Below are 21,239 nucleotides of genomic sequence, written 5' to 3'. Positions count from 1 at the left end.
AATGATATTCACACCAAAAACCAGCAGATCAATTTGCTATATGTTCCTAGCTTCAATTCTTTTATACTGCACTCCAGAACAAAATTTTGACACTCCATCCATATCGACTCAGGAACCAGAAATTACAGGTACTTCTATTGATATACAATCCTTATTAGGCATGCTTGGTCAGGAACTAGAAAAAGAAGGAGAAAATGCGAAATTGATCTTTGAGGATACTGATAATTTTATCAGTGGATATGTGGTATCAAGTGACCGTGCAAGCAATTTTTTTAAAGAGCTCATCATTCAAAACAAAAAGGATAATCCTACCGCGGGGATTAGAGTATTGGTAGATGTTAACCCTCTGTTTACCTTTTACGATTTTGGAAGAAACGTATTTATTCCTCTGAATGGTTTATCTATAGGCATAGAAAATGGGGTTCCTACATTAGGAGTTCTCGATGGAAATACGATTGCTCCAATACCTTCATTTCAAACTGAACACACAATAATAAGAGGCTTAGAAATAGCAGAAATTATCCCTTTGGAATTGAGTATTTCTGATTTTTCTGATCAGTATCTTCATCTTTTTATCAAGATCAACAACCTTCAATTTCATAAAAACTTTGTCCAAAATGATAATGTCTTTTCTTTTGCTTCAGAACCCAATGACCTATTTGATGGAGAACGAATCATAGAAGATTGTGAAACCCAAAGAAACACGGTTTTAAGCACCAGTACTTTTTCTGATTTTAAAGGCTTAAAACTACCTCAAAATAGGGGTAGCTTTCAAGGGATTCTTACCAAGAATTTTCTTGGAAATCGATATAATCTGGTACTCAATGATCCCAATGGACTTTTATTTGATACCGAAGAACGATGTGATCCTCAAGTATTTGAATGCGTTCAAGAACAAGAAGGAAATCAAATCATTTTTGAGCAAGATTTTACTGATTTTAAAACCTCAGATTTGGGGAAAGAAGGTTGGTTTAATATCAATCAAACACAAGGGAAGTTGAAATACAAAATAGGGGAGTTTGCCAATAATAAATATGCTCAAATCACAGGGTTTAGATCAAATGAAGGCTTGTATGAAGTTTGGTTGATTACTCCTGAAATTGACTTAAGTACCACATATTCAGAAGTTTTGAACTTTGATGTCCAAGCCGGGTTTGATAATGGTAATATTCTAGAGGTGTTTATCAGTACTGATTTTGTTGATGATGTCTCGACTGCCAACTGGTCTAAATTAGACGTAACCGTACCCCGCGGACCATTAAATGCTTTTGGAGACCTTTTTCCCTCTGGTGCTATTGGTTTGAATTGTGTAGAAGGTACGGTGAGAATAGGGTTTAGATATTTGGGCGGTGATCCAAAAGTGACCACACGGTACCACATTGATAACATCAAAATAACTGGTAACTAACTTTTACTCTAGTATCATTCCGATATGGGGGATACCATCTTCGAGGTACTCCTCTCCTACCATAACAAACCCATGGGATTCGTAAAATCTTTGTAAATAGGTTTGTGCAGAAATTTTGATGGTGGTGGTTTTAAAATGATTGTCCACGGCAGCAATGCTTTCTTTGATGAGATCATGGCCATATCCGTATTGCCTTTCTTTTTCAGCAACCACTACTCTACCAATACTGGCGTGCTCAAAATAATCGCCTGCTTTAAATATTCTAGTATAAGCGACAACTTGATCATCTTTGTAACCAATTACATGCAATGCTTTTTGGTCTTTGTTATCGATATCTTGATATACACAATCTTGTTCAACAACAAAAACTTCTGCGCGTAAGCGCAAAATTTTATAGAGCTCCGATGCTGTAAACTCATCGAACCTTTTTACCATAAATTTTAGGCTCATAAATCCGTAGTATTAGCACATCGGTATTTTGTTTACCCGATTTAAGTGTCTACCTCCTTCAAAAGCAGTATTTAAAAATGTTTTTACCATTTCTAAAGCTTGTGGTGCAGAAGTAAATCTTGCAGGGATACATATAATGTTTGCATTATTATGTTGTCTGGTAAGTTCTGTTATTTCTTTTGTCCAACACAGACCAGCCCGAATATTTTTGTATTTGTTAGCAGTCATGGCAACACCATTACCACTACCACAAATTAAAATTCCAAAATCCGCATTCTCACTATCAACATCTTTTGCTACAGGATGCACAAAATCTGGATAATCTACACTAGAATCTTCGTTTGTACCATGATTAATTACTTCAATTCCCTGAGAAGTAAGATATTCTACTATTGTAAACTTATATTCTGTTCCTGCGTGGTCGTTTCCTATAGCTATTTTCATTTGTTTTTGATGTCTGTTTGAGTTACACTACAAAGATAATTTAATCCAAAAAAGTAACCTTCAAAAAGTCAAATAATTACGTAAATATTACCTTAATGTTAATAACTCATAACCTTGTGTTAACATTGTATGTGAATAAATGGTTCCTAAAATTTATAACATTTTTTTGCTTGTTTGATTTTTTATTAGAATACAAGAGGTGTCTGCAATTTTCAAAACAATAAATTCATTTTTTTTGGTTGAGTTTTCAAACATTAAATTAATGTTATGAACTGCCATTTTTTTGAAAAACTATTAAATATTATACCTGTGAATATGCTATTAACAACTGTTGATTATTTTTTATTTCTGTTACATTTTCAAGCAATTATCATATTGATATCTTGTTTATATGTTTCTGAAAATTTCAAGAAACTAAAAAAGCAAAAAAAACTTCGAAAAGTTATACCGCTATTCACACTACATCATAAGTATCATTATTAATTTTAAATTTCAAAAAAAGAAAAAAGATATATTTAATATATGTTGAAAAGTATCTTTGAATTTAAAAATTGAAAATAAAGAATGTTCTTATACAATTCGTAGATGAGAATTGGTATTTAAATCGTCTATGATTTGTAGTACTCTTTCTTTGTCTCTTTGATGAACTTTGAGATTGATTCCTCCCAGAGCGTTGGAGTAAAAAGGAAAAACGCCAATCATTGTTTCGTTCTCGAAGAAATACGATATGCCTTCTCTATCTAGAAGAAGTTTCAATATAGCGTATTCATAGGGGTAAGTAAAGGTTTTTACAATAACAAAGTCTTTCATTAAAAGAAAATCAATAGCTAAATATACGAAATAAGAAAAAGGGATCAGTAAAGTAGTGATAAAATGAGATAAACTACTGACCGTTAATCAGTCTCTAGAGTTTCTTCCCCAAATCGTGCTGAGCCATTTATCTCTGACTCATTGATCGTTTCATTCTTTTTATCCAGGGTATTACTGATATATAAACTGAAAGAATACACTCCTAACAAGAATATTAGAACGAAAAGGAATATTACTTTATGTACTTTTTTGATTTTAGCCATCGTTATATAGAAACAGCAATCTATGACTGTTTAGTATAGTAAAATAAAATTAAGTAATTTTTAAGATAAAAGCAGGAAATTGTTTAGAAAATGTAAATATAAACTACTGATTTACAGATAATACATTTTTTAAAGGTTAAACATAAAGAGAATGCAATGATTAATAAAAAGTTTAAACCTAAAATTATAAATCTTTAACAATAAACAGTACTTTTATCAGATATAATATAATTGACATTAATGAAAAGAAAGAGTAGAAGAAGAAAAAAGTCTCCCAAAATAGAGAATATCACCCAAGGAATACTCAAAATACTTAAATCAGAACCTCATAAAACTTTTAATTACAAACAAATAGCTGCTAAATTCGGTGTGAATGATGCCAGTAGCAGAAATCAGATTATCAAGAAGTTAGCTCAATTAGCAGCAAAAAAACAAATTGAAGAAGTTGAGCGAGGTAAATTTAAGATCATTCCTAATATAAATACATTTACAGGTAGATTAGAGATCACCGCAAAAGGAACTGGATATGTAGTGGTAGAGGATCTTGAAGACGATATTTTTATTCCAAATAATAATTTAAATAAAGCATTAGACGGAGACGAAGTAGAGGTATATGTGTACCGCAGAAAGAGAAGAGGGAAAAGCGAAGGAGAAATTACAAGAATCATCAACCGTAAAAGAAATGAGTTTGTAGGAGTTATTGAGCTTCAAAAAAATTATGGTTTTGTAAATGTTCAGGATGGTAAAATGTATACCGATATTTTTGTACCGAAGAATAAAATAGGCAAGTCTGAACATGGGGATAAAGTATTGGTAAAGTTAGAAGATTGGCCTGATAATGCAGAATCACCTTTTGGTAAAGTAGTAAAAGTTCTGGGTAAACCAGGAGAACACCATACCGAAATTCATGCTATTTTAGCTCAGTATGGGCTACCATATGAATTTCCCGAGGAGGTTGAAGAATTTGCCAATCAATTAGATACGAGTATTCAGGAATCTGAAATCAAGAAACGAAGAGATATGAGAAATATCTTAACGTTTACGATAGATCCCAAGGATGCCAAGGATTTTGACGATGCTTTATCTTTCGAAATTTTAGAGAATGGAAACTACGAAATTGGTATCCACATTGCAGATGTATCACACTACGTAAAACCAGGATCAATTCTTGATGATGAAGCCTACGAAAGAGCAACTTCTGTATACCTGGTAGATAGAGTGGTACCGATGTTACCCGAGATTTTATCGAATAATGCATGTTCTTTAAGACCACATGAAGAGAAATATACATTTTCTGCAGTTTTTGAACTTAACGATAAGGCAGAAATCAAAAATCAATGGTTTGGTAGAACAGTAACCTACTCTGATGCACGTTTTGCTTACGAGGAAGCGCAACATATCATAGAGACCAAAGAAAGTGGTATTCCTGAAGAAATTTCACTTACCGGAAAAAGCTATGCCGCTGATGATAAGATAAAAGAAGCGATTCTTAAATTAGATGAGTTGGCCAAGATCATGCGCTCCAAACGAATGAAACATGGAGCTATTTCTTTTGATAAGGTAGAAGTACGGTTCTCTTTAAACAACAATAACGAACCTACAGGAGTCTTTTTTAAGACTTCTAAGGACGCCAATAAGTTAATCGAGGAGTTTATGTTACTTGCTAATAAAAAAGTCGCAGAATTCATCGGAAAACAAAATCCAAAGAAAACCTTCGTATATCGAGTACACGACGAACCCGATGACGAAAAGTTAGCAGCACTACAAAACATCATCGGACGATTTGGATATAAATTAGATTTAAGAGACCGAAAAACTACCACAAAATCTTTAAATGGTTTATTAAAGGATGTGCAAGGTAGAAAAGAACAAAACCTTGTAGATACGCTTGCTATTAGAAGTATGAGCAAAGCGGAATATACTACCCGTAATATTGGGCATTATGGATTAGCATTTGACTATTATTCGCATTTTACATCACCGATTAGAAGATATCCTGATGTTATGGCACATCGTTTGCTGCAACATTATCTGGATAATGGAAAATCTGTTGTTGAAGAAGAATACGAAGAAAAGTGTAATCACAGCAGTAGTATGGAAAACCTTGCTGCAAATGCAGAAAGAGATTCTATTAAATACATGCAGATCAAGTTCATGAAAGATCATGAAGACGAGCATTTTTTGGGTGTAATTTCTGGAGTAACCGAGTGGGGTATTTATGTAGAAATTATTAGCAATAAATGCGAAGGAATGATCAGATTACGCGATATGAATGATGATCATTACGTATTCGATCAGGACGAATATGCTGTTGTAGGGCAGACTTCGAAGAAAGTTTACCAGCTAGGAGATGAAGTTTATGTGAAAGTAAAAAGTGCTGATTTGGTCAAAAGGCATCTGGATTTTACACTTATCGGAAGTAAAGAAGAGGTAGAATAAAATTCTATAGATAATAACACACAAATCTTAAAATATTTTTGATATGAAAAAGATTCTTTTTTTATGGGTATGGTTACCATTACTCTCGATAAATGCTCAGGACGTAGTGACCAAAAACATTGGAGATTTTACTGAACTAAAGGTATTTGATAAAATCAGTGTAACCTTGGTGGAGAGTGATGAAAATAAGGTTGAAATAACTGGAATAAAAAGACGTGAAGTAGACGTGATTCTGAAAGATGATCTGTTGAAAATACGAATGTTTGTAGATAATATTTGGGATAATAACAACACCAAAGTAACCGTGTATTATAAACAAATTGAAAAGATTGATGCCAACGAAGGTGCCAGGATTATCGCCCAGGACGTTATCAAATCAAGAGATTTGGATATCCGTGCGCAAGAAGGTGGAAAGGTCATTGGAAAAGTAGATGCCAATTTTGTGTACGGAAAAGCGGTAACAGGTGGAGAAATTGATCTTGAAGGTGAAGCAAAGGAACAGGAAATTATAATTAACTCTGGTGGGCAATATTACGCTAGTGAACTTGAAAGTAACGAAGTACAGGTAAGGGTAAGCGCCGGAGGAACTGCAGAAGTTTTTGCCAGAAAGTACATCAAAGCCAATACCAATGCTGGAGGTACCATAAGAATTTTTGGAAATCCAACAGAAATGGATACTCAAAAATTATTGGGAGGTAAAATCATAGAAGTTAACTAAGTAGTTTTTTTACCTTTGTAGTATAGACACACTTATCATATGCTTCAAGATGCTCAGGCCGCAATACCATTAGGATTTTTATTAGCCTTTTTGATTGGGCCTGTTTTTTTTGTGCTTTTAGAAACAGCGGCTATTAAAGGTTTTCGAGCTGCATTAGCGTTGGATCTGGGTGTAATTTTTGCTGATATTGTCTTTATTCTTATCGCATATTTTAGTACCAATCAAATTCTTGAAAAAATTAAAGATGATCCTGCGTTATTTATTTTTGGTGGGATGTTGTTGGCTACCTATGGAGTAATTTCTTTTATCCAGGAACGTAAAAACTATAATAAACTTCGAGATACGTCGGTAGAAATAATCAATAAACAGAATTACTTGATGCTCTTTGTAAAAGGGTTTTTGCTCAATTTTATCAATATCGGAGTATTGGGTTTCTGGCTGAGTATTATCATTGTTATTGGACCACAATTGGATATGAATACCAATAGAATATTGTATTTCTTCAGTATTGTTCTAGGTACATATTTGTTTATTGATGTGTTCAAAATGTTATTGGCCAAACGCTTAAAAAGAAAATTGACTCCAAAAAGAACATATATGACCAAAAGAGTAATTAGTATACTGATGGTTGTTTTTGGAGTGTTTTTAATATTAAAAGGAGTCTTACCAGATACCATGGAGGAGAGAATACAAAATGAAATAGAAAGAATAACTCCAGAAACTCCTGCTTTTAACTAAAAAATCCCGTACAAAATGTACAGGATTTTTGAGGTGTCGAGCGGATTCGAACCGCTGTAGATGGTGTTGCAGACCACTGCCTAGCCACTCGGCCACGACACCAGTTTTTGGTTGGAAGGCAAATGTAAAAAAATTTATTATTTCTTAGTAAGAAATTGCATTAAAACTGCATTCCAATATAACGAAAGTACAAAGTTAACGATTTTTACTTCGGGTTATAGTAACCATTTCAACATTTCCTCCAATAGGTGGATTAATTTTTGAAACATCTACTGTTGCTTTTTCAACGAGAGGTAACTCTTTGAGTATTCTTACCAATATTCGTTCTGCCGCATGTTCTAAAAGCTTCGATCGAATAGCCATTTCTTTTTTTACAATATGATTTAAATGTACATAATCTACGGTATCAGCCAAACGGTCTGACGCTGCAGATTGAGTTAAATCTGCTTTAATTTTAAGATCAACTCTGTAGTCGGATCCTATTTTTTTTTCCTCAACAAGACATCCATGATAGGCATATATCTTGATGTTTTTCAGTTTAATTATTCCCACAGATGTTTTTGACAAAGGTAAAGGAATCTTTATTAATATTCGAGTCAAAAATTCTGGTTATCGTATGGATATGATCATATTTAAAATAATGTAATTAAAGGTTTTTTGATGTAGTGAAGCAACATAAGAATTTGTAGTTTTGTGGTTTATTTACTTTGTAATGACTGAAGAGAAAAAATCGCTCAATTTTATAGAGCATATTATAGAAGAGGATCTTGAAAATGGAATGAACACTAGCAATTTGCGTTTTCGTTTTCCTCCGGAACCTAACGGATATCTGCATATAGGACATACCAAAGCTATAGGAATAAGTTTTGGTTTGGGGTTAAAATATAATGCTCCTGTCAATCTTAGGTTTGATGATACCAATCCTGCAAAAGAAGAGCAGGAATATGTAGATGCAATAAAAGAGGATATTACCTGGTTGGGGTATACATGGGATAGAGAATGCTATTCTTCAGATTATTTTCAACAGTTATATGACTGGACAGTACAGTTAATTAAAGAGGATAAGGCATATGTGGATTCTCAAACTGCAGAAGCTATAGCAGAGCAAAAAGGTACCACTACAGAACCAGGAACAAATAGTCCTTATAGAGACCGGTCTGTAGTCGAAAATCTGGATCTTTTTGAACGGATGAAAAATGGAGAATTTGATGAAGGAGCACATGTAGTTCGCGCCAAAATTGACATGGCTGATCCAAACATGTTAATGAGGGATCCATTAATGTATCGTATCCTTAAAAAATCACATCACAGAACAGGTGACGAATGGTGTATTTATCCTATGTACGATTGGACACATGGAGAGAGTGATTACATCGAGAATATATCTCATTCCCTATGTTCTTTGGAGTTTAAACCTCATAGAAAATTATATGACTGGTTTTTGGATCAGGTGTATAGTGAGCATATAAGACCCAAACAGAGGGAGTTTGCCAGGCTTAATTTGAGTTATACCATTATGAGTAAGCGAAAGCTCCTTAAACTGGTAGAAGAAGGTATTGTCAAAGGATGGGATGATCCAAGAATGCCTACTATTTCTGGCCTTAGAAGACGTGGATATACTCCAGCATCGATACGTAAATTTGTAGAAACAGTAGGTGTGGCCAAGCGAGAAAATGTTATCGATGTTTCTTTGTTAGAATTTTGTGTAAGAGAAGATCTTAATAAAATAGCGCCTAGGGTAATGGCGGTTATGAACCCGGTAAAACTGGTAATCACGAATTATCCTGAAGGACAAGAGGAGTGGTTAGAAGCCGAAAATAATCCTGAAGATGATAGTGCAGGATCTAGAAAAGTTCCATTTTCTAGAGAGTTATATATAGAAAAAGAGGACTTCAAAGAAGAAGCTAGCCGAAAGTTTTTCAGACTTACTTTAGGTAAGGAAGTTCGTTTAAAAAATGCATATATCATTAAGGGAGAAAGTGTAGTAAAAGATGATGAAGGAAACATCACCGAAATCCACTGTACATATGATCCAGAAAGCAGATCGGGTAGTGGTACAGAAGCTTCTAAACGCAATGTGAAAGGAACTTTGCATTGGGTATCTATAGCACATGCAGTACCCGCAGAAATAAGAGTATATGATCGATTATTTAATGATGAAGCACCTGCTGGACATAAGGATAAAGATTTTATGGAGTTCCTTAATCCAGAGTCTCTAAAGATCATAACAGGGTATGTAGAACCTAGCTTAAAAGAGGTGCAACCACTTGAACAATTTCAATTTCAAAGACTAGGATATTTTAATGTTGATCCTGATAGTTCTGATAATCTTTTGGTATTTAATAAGACTGTAGGATTAAGAGATACCTGGGCAAAGGCTAAACCTGTACAATCTCAAAATAACAACAATAAACCAGCTCAAAATCAGCAGAGAGAGGTTCGTGCTATAGAAGAGGTAAAAAGAGCAGGGAAGAAGTACACCAATTTACCCGAAGAGAAAAGAGCTGTGCTAAAAAATAAGATCATTGAGGCGGCAAAAAAAGTCGAAATTGAGGAGTTGATTCCGCTATATAACACAGCGGCAAAAAAGGTTGGAACCCGCATTGCTACTACAATTGCGTTGGGTATAGTACTTGAAACAAAGAATATGGAACCAGATGAATTGGCGATAGCATTTATTCAGAAAGGAATAGAAGACGGCAACGAATTACTACAAACGGAAGCTAAAGAAATTGCCAAAAAATATAGTATTAACTAAAAAAGAAAAGCCCTCAAATAGAGGGCTTTTTTATTAGTTTTCTGCGATGTGCTCATCAAGAGGTATCTCTATATCTGTTTTAAAATTTGGAAACAGTTTCTGAGTATCAGGATCATCAAGTAATTTATTGGACTCTACAAAATACCATTGCGATTTTTTGGAATCATAAAATCCAAATAAAGAACCTTTTATCACTACGGATCTACCACTAAAGTCCATCTCTACAGTATTCTTTATCAGACACCGATATTCTTTTCCTTCTTTTTTAAGTTCTGCAACTTCTTCGATTTTAGATTTTTTAACTTTAATATTTTGAGCATCCATAGTTCTGAAATTATCATTCATGGTTTCCATCAATTGTTCTTGTCCAAAGGCGTCAAAAATATTTGGATGAGTATATTTAAGCATTTGACTTAAATTTCTATCAACGGATGCTTTTGATGTTGCTTTAGCATCTCTTAGTGCAGTTTTTTTAAGAGTGTTTGCGTTTTGCGAAAAAACACTCCCTGTGACCAAAAGTAACAGTAAAAAGTAATTTTTCATGGGACTACGTTTTATAAAAATTGTTAAGTTTACGACTATAAGTTTTATTTATAAATTTACAGTATTTATCACTTTTTCTTATTAAAAATAACGTTAAATAAAGCTTTTTAAACGATTAAAAAAATAACAGAATGTAAATCTATATAGGGAAATCAAAAACTGTGCTAAAAACCCTGTAATTGATTTTTTAACAAAAATAAGCCCGTTTTCATAAGTTTGCAACAAAAAAATAAAAAACCCGACCTATGAGCATAGGTCGGGTTGATTTTTAAGATAAAAAAATGTTATTCTTCGGTTCCAGGTTTTTTCTTTCTGGTGATTCCTTTAGCTGCATTTTGTCTTTTCATTTCTTCACCAATTTGATTCGAAGCGGTAAAAGAAGCAATCATGTTATTTAACATATCACTTCCTGCTTGAGGAGAATTTGGAAGTAATATTAAATTACTATTGGTTTCTTCTCCTATAGATTGTAAAGTATCATAATGTTGAGTAACTACAATTAGAGCTGAAGCTTCTTGAGAATTGATACCAACATTGTTAAGCACATCTACACTTTCTTCCAGTCCTCTTGCAATTTCTCTACGTTGATCGGCGATACCTTGTCCTTGTAATCGTTTACTTTCGGCTTCAGCACGTGCTTTTGCTACAATTTTAATTCGCTCAGCTTCTGCTTCATACTCTGCAGCAATCTTTTCACGTTCCGCAGCATTAATACGGTTCATTGCTTCTTTAACTTGTAGATCTGGATCAATATCAGTTACTAACGTTTTTATAATGTCATATCCGTAATTGATCATTGCTTCATTTAATTCTGCTTTTACGGCAATAGCAATGTCATCTTTTCTTTCAAAGACATCATCCAATTTCATTTTAGGAACTTCGGCACGTACAACATCAAAAACGTATGAGGTAATTTGATCATGTGGGTTTTCTAGTTTATAGAAAGCATCATATACTTTCTCTTTGATCACTTGAAACTGTACAGAAATTTTTAAACGTACAAACACATCATCTTTTGTCTTCGTTTCAACGATTACATCAAGCTGTTGTATTCTCAAATTGATTCTACCAGCAATACGATCGACTATTGGAATTTTCATTTGGAGTCCTGAATTACGGAAGCTCAAAAACTTTCCAAAACGTTCTACCACGGCAGAGGTTTGTTGTTTCACCACAAAGAATGAGGAGAACAAAACAATAAAACCAAAAATTAGTACCGGAATTAATAATATACCCATTGTTTTTTCTGATTAAAGTTAATAGTTATGTAAATGAATGTACAAAATAAATGTATTGCAATACACTATTTTGAAATGGTAATCATAGCAGTAGCAATCTGCGCATTACTCGAACCAAATGCTACTGAAACTATTTCCCAACCATCTTTTGAAACACGATTAAGGGTATCTTCAACCTCTTTCCTTAGCTTTTCGGTCGACCATACATTGGATAGTTTTAGTACTCTAAATGTTTTTGCCATTGCTATATTTTTGTTGATTCTAGTATTATATATGTGTCGGTTTTTTAGAAAACGTTACATATGTTCGATGTGGAACAATAAAAATAGTATTGCAAAACAAACAAGATTAAAGCTGCTCTATAGCACTTTCAATTCTGTAAATGGTTTGTTTTTTACCAATTATAGAAGCGATCAAAAATAGATCCGCTCCTTGCAATGATCCGACTAGTGCTACTCGTAAAGGCATCATTATTTTTCCAAAACCTATTTCCTTTCCAGTAATCCATGCTTTTACGATTTGGGAAACGTTATCTTGAGTAAAGTCATCAATATCGCTAAGTATCCGAGTTAGCTCGTGCATAAGATCAGCCGTATCTTCTTTCCAGGCTTTCTTTGTAGCTTTTTCATCGTATTGAGTAGGTGGTATAAAGAAGTAGGAGGACAGTTCCCAGAGATCATTTACAAATACCGCTCTTTCTTTTACTGCTTCAACTACAGTTTCGATAGGAGCATCGGTGGTGATCTTTTTATGCTCTAATATGGTTTTGAATGCACCTACCAGTTCAGAATTATCTAGTCTTTGTAGGTGCTGTTGTTGAAACCATTTTGTTTTTTCTGGATCAAATTTGGCCCCGGCTTTATTCACTCTCGAAAGATCAAATTGTTGAATTAATTCATCAAGGGAGAAAAGTTCTTGCTCGGTTCCAGGGTTCCAACCCAAAAAGGCAAGCATGTTTACTACGGCTTCAGGAAGATAACCATCTTCACGATATCCGGCAGAAAGATCGTTGGTTTTCGGATCATTCCATTGTAATGGGAATACAGGGAATCCTAATTTGTCACCATCTCTTTTGCTTAGTTTTCCTTTACCGACAGGTTTTAGAATTAAAGGAAGGTGAGCAAAAACAGGAGCTTCCCATTCTAATGCTTGATATAGCATAAAATGAAGTGCTAGAGAAGGTAACCATTCTTCACCTCTAATTACATGAGTAATTTCCATCAAATGATCATCTACGATGTTAGCAAGATGATAGGTGGGCATACCATCACTTTTGAATAAAATTTTATCATCCAAAGTGTTGGTGTCTATTTTGATATCTCCTCTTATTTCATCTTTGAGATGTAATGTTTCGTCTTGTGGAGATTTGAATCGAATTACATAAGGTACACCAGATGCCAATTTGTCGTGAACCTCTTCTGCAGATAAGCTTAAAGAATTATCGAGTTCGTTTCTATTATGCCAATTGTAGATAAAAGTTTTCTTATTGGCTTCGTGTTCTTTTCTTAACTGATCAAGACTATCAGGGGTATCAAATGCATAGTATGCTTTTCCATTTTCCAGTAGACGATCTGCATATTGTTTGTAAAGATCTTTTCTTTCACTTTGACGATAAGGACCAAATGATCCTTCCTGATCAGGACCTTCATCATAAGGAATATTACACCAGTTTAAGGCATCTTTAATGTATTGTTCTGCTCCTGGTACATATCTATTTTGGTCGGTATCTTCAATACGTAAGATAAACGTACCGTTGTTTTTTTTTGCAAATAAATAATTGAATAAAGCGGTTCTTACTCCACCAATGTGTAAAGGACCGGTTGGGCTGGGAGCAAATCGTACCCTAACTTGTTTTGTCATGATCGTGTAATTTTATGCGCTTTATGATAATTGTTTTATCATAAATAATCATGCACAAAGATACAATCTTCATAAGTGAAATAAAGAGTTTTTTGGAGGATATGTGTATTGATTTGATTATGAATTTATGAGGTTTTCATTTCACGTGGAACTCGTTTATTCATAATCATAAACCAAATTGGAGGTAATAAAGAAAGAACCATGGATGTAGGATAGCCAAAAGGTAGTTGTGGACTTTGATCATGATGATCCAATAATTGATATTTTTTGGAGGCACGGTGGTGATGGTCACTGTGTCGGGTTAATTCGTAGAGTATAATTCTTCCTAGAGAATGATTAGAATTCCAGGAATGAATCTCTCTCACTCTTTCATATCTGCCAGAAGAAGTTTTGTTGCGCCTTAATCCATAGTGTTCGATATAATTGATAGTTTCAAGAAGTAAAAAACCAACAATGCCACTAAAGAAAGCAATTTTTAATCCTTGAAAATCAAATAATATATAAGCTAGTGAGAGGTATGATGCTTGTATAAGAAGGTACCAAAGCATATCATTTTTTATAGATAAAAAAGATTGATTCTTTTGTTTCAATAAATTGAGCTGTATACGCCATGCGCTCAGATATTGCCCAAGAGTAGAAGAGAGCCAAAAGAAGTAAACAGGTTGATTATATTTTGCCGTAGCGGGATCTTCTTTAGTTGCTACTTTAAGATGATGGCCAAAATTATGTTCAATATAGAAATGCATGTACAATGAAGGTAGTAGAAGTGCTTTTCCTATAAAGCGTTCTTTGGTGAATCTATGGCCTAATTCATGACCGACATTAATACCATTGGTGCCTAGAATGATTCCAGTAGAGAGTATGATACCAACAATTTCATAGGTTTCAAGATTAGTATTATGACATACGTAAAGCGTTGTAAATAGGATTCCGTAAACTATAGGTAAATTAAAATAGAGCATCCAGTCAAAAAGTTTGTTCTTGGATTTTTCTTCTTTTTGTGGTTGATCATCATTACGGGTAGAAGCAGCTGTAAATAACTCCAACAGAGGTATGAAACCAAAGGCATAAATGAGGGTTAAATAGGTAAAATATCCTTGAAGCAAAAGACCAATAATGGCCATCAGAGGAATGGTGTAAGCGGTAATATATTTTAGATCTTTCATAAGTTATTAGGAGCTAATGGATTGAATTATCATAAATATAACAATTCTATTAAAAATAAAGTTGTAGTTTTAAAAGTTACAGGTACTAGAACAAAGGTTTTATGGAGAATTTTGATATTATAAAGAATAAGTTAGAGGGATTTGTAAGGAAGTATTATATCAATGATTTGATAAAAGGAGTGATTCTTTTCTTTGCAATAGGAGTTTTGTATTTCTTTTTAACAATGTTGATAGAATACTTTCTTTGGTTAAGTCCGGTAGGTCGAACAATTCTGTTTTGGTTATTTGTCGCGGTAGAGTTTGGTTTGTTTGTTAAGTTTATTTTGATACCTGTAGCTAAGTTATTTCGTTTAGCAAAAGGAATCGATTATAAAGATGCTTCTACAATTATAGGAAATCATTTTCCTGAAGTAGATGATAAGTTATTGAATCTTTTACAACTTAAGGACAGCAATGAGGAATCTTCATTATTGTTGGCAAGTATAGATCAAAGATCAAAAGAGTTACGTCCGGTTCCGTTTTCTTTAGCGATCAATTTTAAAGGGAATATCAAGTTCTTGAAGTATGCAGCAATTCCTATAACTATATTTTTAGTTCTATTGGCTATCAACAGAATAAGTTGGATTTCTGATAGCTACGATCGGGTGGTAAATTACAATGTGGCTTATGAACCACCGGCGCCGTTTAGTTTCTTTATTGTGAATAAAGAATTGAATGCTTTCGAACACAAGGATTATATACTCAGGGTTAGAACTAGTGGTGAAATTGTACCTGAAACTGCTACGGTAACTTATAATGATGAAGTGTATTTTATGAAAAATACAGGTGTTGGTGAGTTTGAGTATGTTTTTGTGCAACCTAAGGAATCAATTGATTTTGTGATAAGTGCTAATAATATTAGCACAAATTCATATACATTAAATGTGGTTCCTATTCCTGCGCTTTTGGATTTTACGATGTTTTTAGATTATCCGGGGTATACCAAGAAGGTAGATGAAAGTTTAAAAAGTTCGGGTAATGCAACTATTCCAGAAGGAACAAAAGTGAAGTGGATGGTATTTACTAGAAATACAGAAAAGGTGGATATTAAAACGAAGGATAGTATTATTCCTCTTAATGGAGATGAAAATGAGTTTAATCATGAGATGAAGGTTTTCTCCAATATGGACTATGAGATTACCACTTCTAATCACAATGTAGAAAATTATGATAATCTATCCTTTACTTTGAATGTAGTGAAGGATCAATATCCAGAGCTTAATTTAAGATCAGAGAAAGATACTTTGGATAATAGAACGATGTATTTTTCTGGGAGGATAAGTGATGATTATGGGTTGAGTAGTTTACGTTTGGTGTATTATAATACAGAAGAATTTGACAACAGAAAAACAGTAAATCTTCCCATAAGAGGTTCGGTTTTTGACGAGTTTATTTATGCTTTTCCTGGAGATTTACAATTGGTTGATGGCGCCAATTACGAATTCTATTTTGAAGTTTTTGATAACGATGTGATACATAATTATAAAAGTTCGAAGAGTCAGGTTTTTGATTTCCGAAAGTTAACTGAAATAGAAAAAGAGGAAGAATTACTACAGAAACAGAATGAAGCGATTTCGGGATTAAATAAGTCTTTGGATAAATTTAAAAAGCAAGAAGAGGAGTTAAAGAGTATAAGTAAACTTCAGAAGGAAAAGAAAGAATTAGATTTTAATGATAAGCGAAAGTTGGAAGATTTTCTAAAGAGACAGAAGCAACAGGAAAAGATGATGCAGGATTTTTCAAAGCAGTTAAAGGATAATTTGGAAGAATTTAATAAGGAAAAGGAAGAACCTTTTAAAAATGCATTAAAGGAAAGACTGGAAAGAAATGAAGAACGATTAAAGAAGAATGAAAAGTTGCTAGAGGAAATAGAAAAGTTATCTGATAAAATTCAGAAGGAAGAGTTGACCAAAAAGCTAGATGAACTAGGGAAGGAAAACAAGAATCTGAAGAAGAACTTAGAGCAGTTACTGGAGTTAACAAAGCGATATTATGTAACAGAAAAGCATGAAAAAATGGTGGAGAAGTTATCAGAGTTATCTGATAAGCAAGAGGAATTATCTGAAAAAAATGAAGAGGAAAATACCAAGGAAGAACAAGAGAAATTGAATGATGAATTCAAGGATATTCAAAAAGAATTAGAGGAATTGAGAAAGGCCAATAAGGATTTGAAAAAACCAATGGATCTAAAAATGGACAAGAAAGATGAACAGGATATAGAAAAGGATCAGAATGAGGCCAAGGAAAATTTAGAGAATAAAAAGAATAACGAAGCAAAGAAGAATCAAAAAAGTGCTGCTCAGAAGATGAAGCAAATGAGTAACAATATGAAGATGCAGATGAATATGGCAGGAGGTGAACAGCAGATGGAGGACATGGAAATGCTGAGACAAATATTGGACAATCTAGTTGATTTTTCTTTGGGACAGGAAGACTTAATGAAAGACTTTAAAGGTATAGATAGGGACAATCCAATCTATTCAACAAAGTTAAGAAGGCAAAGTGTGTTGAGGGAGAATTTTATACACATAGATGATAGTTTGTATTCTCTTGCATTAAGAACTCCTCAGATTACAGAAAACGTAACTCAGAAATTAAATGATATCGAATTTAATATCGATAAATCCTTAGAACGTTTAGCCGAAAATCAAATAGTACAGGGTACAGCTAACCAGCAGTATACAATTACAGGTTCTAATGATCTGGCGTATTTGTTAAGTAGAACTTTGGACCAAATGCAAAATAGTATGTCCGCTGCAGGCAAAGGACAAAGTGGTCAGAACGAATTCCAACTTCCAGATATCATTAAACAACAGGGAGAGTTGAATGAACAAATGCAGAAGGGTATGAAAAAAGGAGATAAGAAAAATGGTGAACAAGAAGGCCAACAGAATGAAGGAAGTCAAGGGGATCAAAAAGAGGGGGAACAAGGAAAAGGAAAGGAAGGAAAAAAGGGAAATAGGAATAGCGATGGCGAACAAAACAATGGGCAGGGTCAACAGGATAAGTTGCAAGAAGATTTAAATGGAGAGCTATACGAAATATACAAGAAGCAACAGGAATTAAGAAATGCATTGTCCGATCGAATCGAGAAGTTAGGTAAAGGAAATGGTGAAGGAAGTGAGTTGTTGCGTAGAATGGAACAGGTAGAACAGGAGTTGTTGGACAAGGGTTTTAATGAAAGAACCTTAAGTAGAATGTTGAACTTGAAACACGAGTTGTTGAAACTTAAAGATGCAACTTTTGAGCAAGGTGAAGAGGATAAAAGAGAAAGTGAGACGAATCAAAGATTGTTTGAAAATACAGGTAAGATCCAATTGGAAAATGCTAAACAATATTTCAATACTACAGAGATATTAAACAGACAAGTATTACCTTTGCGGCAAAATTACAAGAAAAAGGTACAAGAGTATTTCAAGAAAGACAATGATTAACTTTTATTACGAGACAGTTGTAGGGCATTTGAACGAACCTAAATTAATGGGTTGGCTAAATGCCGTTGCTAGTTCTGAGGATACGAGCATAGGAGAAATTAGTTATATCTTTTGTGACGATGAGTACCTGCTTGAGATTAATAAAAAGTTTCTGAATCACCACACCTATACGGACATCATAAGTTTTGATGATACCATCGGAAATTTATTAAATGGAGATATTTTTATCTCTCATGAGAGGGTAGTAGATAATGCAAAAAACTATGACGTTTCGGTAGAAGAAGAATTAAGAAGAGTGATGGTTCATGGACTGTTGCATCTTTGTGGTTTCAAGGACAAGACAGACAAGGAAGCTTCTCTTATGAGACAAAAAGAAGATGAAAAACTTAGGATGTTCCACGTGGAACATCCTAAGTTGTAATATAAATTTGTTCCACGTGGAACAAATTTTTTCAACAAAGTGAGTAACGTTCCACGTGGAACAATGAGATAAAATTATGTTTGATACAGAGTATGATGTTGTAGTAGTTGGAGGAGGACATGCAGGAAGTGAAGCAGCGGCGTCAGCCGCTAATTTGGGTTGTAAAACATTGTTGATTACAATGAATTTGCAAAACATTGCGCAAATGAGTTGCAATCCTGCTATGGGAGGAATTGCAAAAGGACAAATTGTTCGAGAGATTGATGCGCTCGGAGGGTATAGCGGAATCGTGAGTGATCGAACAGCGATTCAGTTCAAGATGTTGAACAAATCAAAAGGTCCTGCAATGTGGAGCCCAAGAGTTCAAAGTGACCGAATGCGGTTTGCAGAAGAATGGAGATTACTTTTGGAGCAGACCGAGAATTTAGATTTTTATCAGGAAATGGTAAGTGGTCTGTTGATCGAAAATGGAGAGATCAAAGGAGTAAAAACATCTTTGGGAATTGAAGTAAAAGCCAAGACGGTCGTTTTAACCAATGGTACTTTTTTGAATGGTTTAATTCATATAGGAGAAAAGCAATTTGGAGGAGGTCGAGCAGGTGAAAGAGCGGCTACAGGAATTACCGAAGAGTTGATCGGTTTAGGATTTGATGCTGGTAGAATGAAAACAGGAACACCACCAAGAGTAGATGGAAGATCTTTGGATTATTCAAAAATGGTAGAACAACCTGGAGACGATTTGCCGGAGAAATTTAGTTACAGTGATAAAACAAAACCGCTTTCCGAACAGCGATCTTGTTTTATGACATACACTTCTCCGTTGGTTCATGATTTGCTTAAAGAAGGTTTTGATCGTTCTCCAATGTTTAATGGAAGAATCAAAAGTATTGGGCCTAGATATTGTCCATCGATAGAAGATAAGATTAACCGCTTTTCTGAAAAAAATAGGCATCAGATTTTTGTAGAACCGGAGGGATGGAATACTGTAGAGATGTATGTAAATGGTTTTTCTACTTCCTTACCAGAAGATGTACAATTTAAAGCGTTACGTTCTGTAGTAGGTTTTGAAAACGTAAGATTTTTTCGACCGGGATATGCAATCGAGTATGATTATTTTCCACCTACACAGTTATCACACACACTAGAAACGAAATTAGTTTCTGGTTTGTTTTTTGCAGGACAGATTAATGGAACTACGGGATATGAAGAAGCAGCATCTCAAGGTTTGATGGCGGGAATAAATGCTGCTTTAAAAGTTCAGGAAAAGGATGCTTTTATTTTGAAAAGAAGTGAAGCTTATATTGGGGTGTTGATTGATGATCTAATCACTAAAGGTACAGAAGAGCCATATCGAATGTTTACATCAAGAGCGGAGTATAGAACTTTGCTAAGACAAGATAATGCTGATTTTAGATTAACTCCAAAATCTTTTGAGATTGGTTTAGCTTCTGAAGAACGAATGCGAAGAATGGAACAAAAGGAAAAAAAATCATCAGACTTTGTTCAATTTTTTAAAGATACAAGTGTAACTCCAGAAGAAGCAAATCCGGTTTTAGAATCAAAAAATTCTGCTCCGGTAAAACAGAGCGGAAAGATGTTTAAATTATTTGCTAGACCTCAAATTACTTTAGAAGATATTCAAAAGTTCAAAAAGGTTCAGGAATACATCAAGGATCAAAATTTGGACAAAGAAGTTTTGGAGCAAGCCGAAATTCAAGTAAAATACTCGGGATATATTGAAAAGGAGAAAAATAATGCGGATAAATTGAATCGATTAGAGGATATTAAAATTCCGGAAAATTTCGATTACTCCAAACTGAAATCTTTGTCTTATGAAGCTAAAGAGAAAATGTCAAAGATAAAACCAGCTACGGTTTCTCAGGCATCTCGAATTAGTGGAGTATCACCAAGTGACATTTCTGTGCTATTAGTTTATATGGGGAGATAATGAAAAGTGTAATTTGCAAACAAGATAGAGCACTAAAAGGAAAAATACTTTCGGCTTTAATTTTGTGTTTTGCCATTTTTTATGCGTTTCAGAATACAGAGCCGTTAGTAAGCAGAGTTCTTTTTTCGGCAGGGAGTTTACTATTGTTTGGTTTTTCCGTTTCTTATAAGATTACAGAGAATTTTCAGAACAGAAAATTGTATTCAATCTTTGGCGTTGTAATTTTTAGTTCAAAATTAGAGTTAGATTTTCCGGATTATATTTCAGTTTTCTCTGGATCATTTTCCATGGACAATGAATGGGGAGCGGTAAGTGCAATCGGAACTAAAGAGCGACATGAAAAATTAGTAGTTCGTTTTTTTACAGGAAACAAATATGTTTCTCTGTTTAAGACGGAGAATTATAAAGAAGCATTACAAAAAGCAGAAGAGTTAAGTAAATTGCTAGAGGTAGAAATTTACGATACCACCAAAGAATAGTTCCACGTGGAACACAAAATAAAAAGTATCCAATAGTAGATACTTTTTTTGCGTTTTGTCATGAGAGTTGTGTTTAATGTAAA

At 34.1% G+C, this 21,239-nt stretch carries 19 protein-coding genes and 1 tRNA gene; 9 read left to right on the top strand and 11 right to left on the bottom strand.

Annotation, left to right across the window (positions count from 1 at the left end; genetic code table 11):
* Position 1: 1 nt before the first annotated feature.
* On the top strand, positions 2 to 1,408 hold the full coding sequence (locus BUE24_RS10875) for a DUF5689 domain-containing protein (protein WP_139241973.1): 1,407 nt from the start codon (positions 2 to 4) through the stop codon (positions 1,406 to 1,408).
* A 3-nt stretch (positions 1,409 to 1,411) separates the two neighbouring features.
* On the opposite strand, the gene BUE24_RS10870 is transcribed toward BUE24_RS10875, so the two are convergent.
* From BUE24_RS10870 to BUE24_RS10855, 4 genes are all read right to left on the bottom strand, one after another.
* Positions 1,412 to 1,858: a GNAT family N-acetyltransferase gene (locus BUE24_RS10870; protein ID WP_073316044.1), complete on the bottom strand. Its 447-nt coding sequence runs from the start codon at positions 1,856 to 1,858 to the stop codon at positions 1,412 to 1,414.
* A 12-nt stretch (positions 1,859 to 1,870) separates the two neighbouring features.
* Complete coding sequence (gene rpiB / locus BUE24_RS10865; protein WP_073316043.1) at positions 1,871 to 2,302, bottom strand: ribose 5-phosphate isomerase B; 432 nt, start codon at positions 2,300 to 2,302, stop codon at positions 1,871 to 1,873.
* Positions 2,303 to 2,872: 570 nt separating this feature from the next.
* Positions 2,873 to 3,112 (bottom strand): hypothetical protein, encoded by a 240-nt coding sequence (locus BUE24_RS10860; RefSeq protein ID WP_073316042.1) that lies wholly within the window; start codon positions 3,110 to 3,112, stop codon positions 2,873 to 2,875.
* 83 nt (positions 3,113 to 3,195) lie between these two features.
* On the bottom strand, positions 3,196 to 3,375 hold the full coding sequence (locus BUE24_RS10855; RefSeq protein WP_073316041.1) for a hypothetical protein: 180 nt from the start codon (positions 3,373 to 3,375) through the stop codon (positions 3,196 to 3,198).
* Positions 3,376 to 3,615: 240 nt separating this feature from the next.
* Here BUE24_RS10855 and rnr point away from each other — a divergent pair, with 240 nt between their 5' ends.
* From rnr to BUE24_RS10840, 3 genes are read left to right on the top strand one after another with little or no spacing between them, the layout of a single operon-like run.
* Complete coding sequence (gene rnr, locus BUE24_RS10850; protein ID WP_073316040.1) at positions 3,616 to 5,814, top strand: ribonuclease R; 2,199 nt, start codon at positions 3,616 to 3,618, stop codon at positions 5,812 to 5,814.
* Positions 5,815 to 5,857: 43 nt separating this feature from the next.
* Entirely contained in the window at positions 5,858 to 6,532 is a 675-nt protein-coding gene (locus BUE24_RS10845) for a head GIN domain-containing protein (protein ID WP_073316039.1), read from the top strand.
* Positions 6,533 to 6,571: 39 nt separating this feature from the next.
* Complete coding sequence (locus BUE24_RS10840) at positions 6,572 to 7,270, top strand: LysE family translocator (RefSeq protein ID WP_073316038.1); 699 nt, start codon at positions 6,572 to 6,574, stop codon at positions 7,268 to 7,270.
* 31 nt (positions 7,271 to 7,301) lie between these two features.
* Here BUE24_RS10840 and BUE24_RS10835 read toward each other — a convergent pair.
* A tRNA-Cys gene (locus tag BUE24_RS10835) sits at positions 7,302 to 7,372 on the bottom strand.
* A gap of 93 nt (positions 7,373 to 7,465) precedes the next feature.
* Positions 7,466 to 7,822, bottom strand: a complete 357-nt coding sequence (gene folB, locus BUE24_RS10830) for a dihydroneopterin aldolase (RefSeq protein WP_073316037.1) — start codon at positions 7,820 to 7,822, stop codon at positions 7,466 to 7,468.
* A gap of 160 nt (positions 7,823 to 7,982) precedes the next feature.
* On the opposite strand from folB, the gene BUE24_RS10825 reads away from it, so the two are divergent.
* Positions 7,983 to 10,028 carry a glutamine--tRNA ligase/YqeY domain fusion protein gene (locus BUE24_RS10825; protein WP_073316036.1) on the top strand — a complete coding sequence of 682 codons (2,046 nt, stop codon included), beginning with the start codon at positions 7,983 to 7,985 and terminating at the stop codon, positions 10,026 to 10,028.
* Between the two features lie 33 nt (positions 10,029 to 10,061).
* On the opposite strand, the gene BUE24_RS10820 is transcribed toward BUE24_RS10825, so the two are convergent.
* The 5 genes from BUE24_RS10820 to BUE24_RS10805 form a co-directional block, all read right to left on the bottom strand.
* Positions 10,062 to 10,571, bottom strand: a complete 510-nt coding sequence (locus tag BUE24_RS10820) for a hypothetical protein (RefSeq protein WP_073316035.1) — start codon at positions 10,569 to 10,571, stop codon at positions 10,062 to 10,064.
* Between the two features lie 284 nt (positions 10,572 to 10,855).
* Positions 10,856 to 11,809 carry an SPFH domain-containing protein gene (locus tag BUE24_RS10815; RefSeq protein WP_073316034.1) on the bottom strand — a complete coding sequence of 318 codons (954 nt, stop codon included), beginning with the start codon at positions 11,807 to 11,809 and terminating at the stop codon, positions 10,856 to 10,858.
* 65 nt (positions 11,810 to 11,874) lie between these two features.
* A complete protein-coding gene (locus BUE24_RS23940) occupies positions 11,875 to 12,051 on the bottom strand; it encodes a hypothetical protein (RefSeq protein ID WP_170864591.1) in 177 nt (58 codons plus the stop codon).
* A 106-nt stretch (positions 12,052 to 12,157) separates the two neighbouring features.
* Positions 12,158 to 13,669: a glutamate--tRNA ligase gene (gltX, locus tag BUE24_RS10810; RefSeq protein ID WP_073316033.1), complete on the bottom strand. Its 1,512-nt coding sequence runs from the start codon at positions 13,667 to 13,669 to the stop codon at positions 12,158 to 12,160.
* A 125-nt stretch (positions 13,670 to 13,794) separates the two neighbouring features.
* Positions 13,795 to 14,835, bottom strand: a complete 1,041-nt coding sequence (locus tag BUE24_RS10805) for an alkane 1-monooxygenase (protein WP_073316032.1) — start codon at positions 14,833 to 14,835, stop codon at positions 13,795 to 13,797.
* 101 nt (positions 14,836 to 14,936) lie between these two features.
* On the opposite strand from BUE24_RS10805, the gene BUE24_RS10800 reads away from it, so the two are divergent.
* From BUE24_RS10800 to BUE24_RS10785, 4 genes are all read left to right on the top strand, one after another.
* Positions 14,937 to 18,308 (top strand): DUF4175 family protein, encoded by a 3,372-nt coding sequence (locus BUE24_RS10800; RefSeq protein WP_073316031.1) that lies wholly within the window; start codon positions 14,937 to 14,939, stop codon positions 18,306 to 18,308.
* On the top strand, positions 18,301 to 18,729 hold the full coding sequence (ybeY, locus tag BUE24_RS10795; protein WP_073316030.1) for an rRNA maturation RNase YbeY: 429 nt from the start codon (positions 18,301 to 18,303) through the stop codon (positions 18,727 to 18,729). Before BUE24_RS10800 ends, ybeY begins: the two co-directional genes overlap by 8 nt.
* Positions 18,730 to 18,805: 76 nt before the next feature.
* Entirely contained in the window at positions 18,806 to 20,677 is a 1,872-nt protein-coding gene (gene mnmG / locus BUE24_RS10790; RefSeq protein WP_073316029.1) for a tRNA uridine-5-carboxymethylaminomethyl(34) synthesis enzyme MnmG, read from the top strand.
* The gene (locus tag BUE24_RS10785; protein WP_073316028.1) at positions 20,677 to 21,156 is read left to right on the top strand and encodes a hypothetical protein; all 480 of its coding nucleotides are present in this window, start codon (positions 20,677 to 20,679) and stop codon (positions 21,154 to 21,156) included. The genes mnmG and BUE24_RS10785 overlap by 1 nt, the downstream gene beginning before the upstream one ends.
* The last annotated feature ends 83 nt before the right edge of the window (positions 21,157 to 21,239 follow it).

This window comes from Aquimarina spongiae (genome assembly GCF_900141785.1).
Classification (GTDB): Bacteria; Bacteroidota; Bacteroidia; order Flavobacteriales; family Flavobacteriaceae; genus Aquimarina; species Aquimarina spongiae.
The sequence above is the reverse complement of the archived record's forward strand: the minus strand, read 5'-3'. Positions and strand labels throughout refer to the sequence as shown.